Origin of the sequence: Natronospira sp., assembly GCF_007134575.1 — a bacterium.
Lineage (GTDB): Bacteria > Pseudomonadota > Gammaproteobacteria > Natronospirales > Natronospiraceae > Natronospira > Natronospira elongata.
The window spans coordinates 1-3,322 of the sequence record NZ_SLKM01000030.1 but is presented as its reverse complement, the minus strand read 5'-3'; the positions used below and the strand labels follow the sequence as shown (position 1 = coordinate 3,322).

General features: G+C 66.0%; 2 protein-coding genes. Both read right to left on the bottom strand.

Going from position 1 to position 3,322, the window contains the following annotated elements:
- Positions 1-1,697 (bottom strand): O-antigen ligase family protein (locus ACJWXQ_RS01230; RefSeq protein ID WP_406671981.1); only part of this gene is annotated, 1,697 nt, incomplete at its 3' end.
- A 108-nt stretch (positions 1,698-1,805) separates the two neighbouring features.
- A complete protein-coding gene (gene miaB, locus ACJWXQ_RS01225; RefSeq protein ID WP_346052126.1) occupies positions 1,806-3,152 on the bottom strand; it encodes a tRNA (N6-isopentenyl adenosine(37)-C2)-methylthiotransferase MiaB in 1,347 nt (448 codons plus the stop codon).
- Positions 3,153-3,322: the final 170 nt, after the last annotated feature.

Here is a 3,322-nt window from a genome sequence, read left to right as displayed (position 1 = left end):
TGGCGGGTCTTGTCGGTCAGGTAGAGGGTCAGGGCCATGAACAGGGCGATGGTGATGACGTGCAGGTTCATGGACAGGCCGGCTTCGGTGATGAAGGCGCAGGCCAGGGCGACCCAGGCGGCGGCCATGGGGATGCCGGGGTAGTCGGGGCTTCTCGGCTGGCCTTCCCGGCGGCGCAGGGAGAGGTAGATCAGCACGAACAGCAGCAGCATGAGTGCGGCGATGCCGCCCAGGCCCCGGGTGGCGAGTGAATCCAGGTACTCGCTGTGGGCGTGGGAGTAGGGTTCGATGATGGGCGCGGCCAGGCCCCGCTCGATCCAGGGGCCGGTGACGGCGCGGAAGGCGCCGGTGCCGTGGCCAAAGAGCGGTTTCTCGCCAAAACCAATCATGGCAAAGCGCCACATCTCCAGGCGCTTGGGCATGGAACCGATCACATGCGGATAGCGGTATTCGCCGGGGAACAGGGCCTCGGGGGTCCATTCCAGCCAGCCGCCGGCGTCGATGCGGATGTCGATGTACTGTCCGGCCGACAGGCCCGGACGCAGGTCGATGGCGCTCAGCTCGCGGGGCACGGTCTGCCAGTCGCCGCCGGCGACGCGGATTCGGGCACCTTCGCCACGTGCGTGAACCCGGGCGGGGGTGGGTTCGGCCTGGTCGTGGACGCTGCGGTAGAGGCGCGCGGTGGCTTCATGGACGGCTTCGGCGGTGACCGGTTGGAAACGGTAGCGGACGCCAGCGCCGCAGGGGCCCTCCTCCTCGATGACGCGGGGCTGCTCGAGCGCGGTGGCGCGGAAACCGGTGCTGGCAAGCGTCGCTTCCAGCAGGGTGGCGTTGTCCATGCAGCCGGGCTCGGCGACTGCCTCCCGGGGCGGCATCGTGGCCTCGGTTTCGGCGTAGCGCTCGATTTCGTTGAAGCCTTCGAAGATCCGCTGGGTGATACCGTTCTGGGCCACCAGGACGACGGCCGCCAGCAGGATCGCGGGCCCGCCGAGGAAGACGGCAGCGGCGCGGCGGTCACCATTGCGAGCGAAAAGAATGGCGAGCACGAAGATACCGCCGGCCACCGCCAAAAGCCCCGCGCGCACACCGGAGCCGATCACGCCCACCAGGGCGAGCGCCGCGCCGAGGGCGAGGAACAGGGCCAGGGCCTTTTCCTGGCGATATTGCCAGGCGGCGCCGGCCACGGCCGTCGCAATCATGGCGCTGATGATGCCGTAGCTCATGATGTGGGCATCACCGGCAACCCGGTGATTGAGGCCCTCGCCCACCTGCCAGAGCTCGACCAGGGCGGCAATGCCGATGGCGATGCCGGCCAGGCCCAGGCTCGCCCAGATCAGGCGCTTGGGCGGGCGGGCCCAGATGAGGGTGATGAGGAAGGGGAGGAAGAACAGCAGGCGGTAATGGCGGGCCATGCGGTCGATGCCGCCTTCCACGAAGGCATTGGCCGCCCAGGTGAAGATGCCCACGCCGAGAAAGGCGAATACCGCCCACAGCCAGCGGTGGCCGTCGATGTTGGTGAAGCGGAGAAAGCCCATGCGCACGCCGAACCAGAGCCCGGGCAGGCCGGCCAGCAGCAGGGTGAGGTTGCGCCCATCCCGCCACAGCAACAGCAGCATGGGCGAGATCAGCAGACAGACGATGAAAAAGCGGTGGACGTTGCCAAGGCCAGACCACCACTCCCTGGTTTCCCGGAGCATCACGCTCTCCCCTTTCCAGAAGTCTTGGATTCGGGGGAGATTATCAGGCTAGCCCGACTCTATCCATCATGCTGGCGTGGGGCCTGCCCGGGGCAGGCCGAAGCCGGCTCAGCCGGCCTGCTTGATGGCCTCGTCGCTGAGGCGCCCGCGCAGGCTGTTGGGCATGGCTTCGGTGATGACCACGTCCACGAACTGCCCGATCAGCGCCTCGGGGGCATCGAAGTTGACCCAGCGCATGTTCTCGGTGCGCCCGGCGAGCTGGCGCTCGTCCTTCTTGGAGTGCTTTTCCACCAGCACCCGCTGGGTGGTGCCCACCATGGCTTCGCTGATCGCCCGGGCCTGCTTGTTGACCCGGTCCTGGAGCAGGGCCAGGCGGCGCTTTTTCTCTTCCAGGCTGACGTCGTCTTCGAAGCTCGCCGCCGGGGTGCCGGGGCGGCGGCTGTAGATGAAGGAAAAGCTCTGGTCGAAGCCGACATCGGCGATCAGCTGCATGGTGTCGTTGAAGTCTTTCTCGGTCTCGCCGGGGAAGCCGATGATGAAATCCGAGGAAATGCTGATGCCGGGGCGGGCCTCGCGCAGCTTGCGGATCTTCTGCTTGTATTCGAGGGCCATGTGGCCGCGCTTCATGGCGGCGAGGATGCGGTCGGAGCCGCTTTGCACCGGCAGGTGGAGATAGCCGGCGAGCTCAGGCACGTCGCGATAGGCCTCAATGAGATCGTCGGTGAATTCCACCGGGTGGGAGGTGGTGAAGCGAATCCGCTCGATGCCGTCGATCTTGGCGGCGTAGCGGATCAGCAGGCCTAATGAGGCGGTGCCGCCGTCGGCCATGGGGCCCTGGTAGGCGTTGACGTTCTGGCCGAGGAAGGTGATCTCGCGCACACCCTGCTCGGCCAGTTGCACGGTCTCGGCGATGACATCGTCAAAGGGGCGGGAGATTTCCTCGCCACGGGTGTAGGGGACCACGCAGAAGGTGCAGTACTTGGAGCAGCCTTCCATGACCGAGACGAAGGCGGTGGGGCCTTCCGCCCGGGGCTCTGGCAGCTTGTCGAATTTCTCGATCTCGGGGAAGGAGACATCCACCACCGGCTGTTTCTTGGCCCGCGCTTCTTCGACCATGGCCGGCAGGCGGTGCACGGTCTGCGGGCCGAAGACCATGTCCACGAAATCGGCCCGCTGGACGATGGCCTCCCCTTCCTGGCTGGCGACACAGCCGCCCACGCCGATCACGAGGTTTTCATTGGCCTGTTTGAGGTCCTTCCAGCGGCCGAGCTGGGAGAAGACCTTTTCCTGGGCCTTTTCCCGCACCGAGCAGGTGTTGAGCAGGATGACGTCCGCCTCGCGGGGGTCCTGGGTGACGGACATGCCGTGGGCGTCGACGAGGACGTCCACCATTTTGGCGGAGTCATATTCGTTCATCTGGCAGCCGTGGGTTTGGACGAAGAGCTTGCCGGGCATGGGCGTTCACCGGGGTTTTGTGGTGCTTGGGATGACTCTCCATTATAACAGTGCTGAGTGCTGAGTGCTGAGTGCTGAGTGCTGAGTGCTGAGTGCTGAGTGCTGAGTGCTGAGTGCTGAGTGCTGAGTGCTGAGTGCTGAGTGCTGAGTGCTGAGTGCTGAGTGCTGGG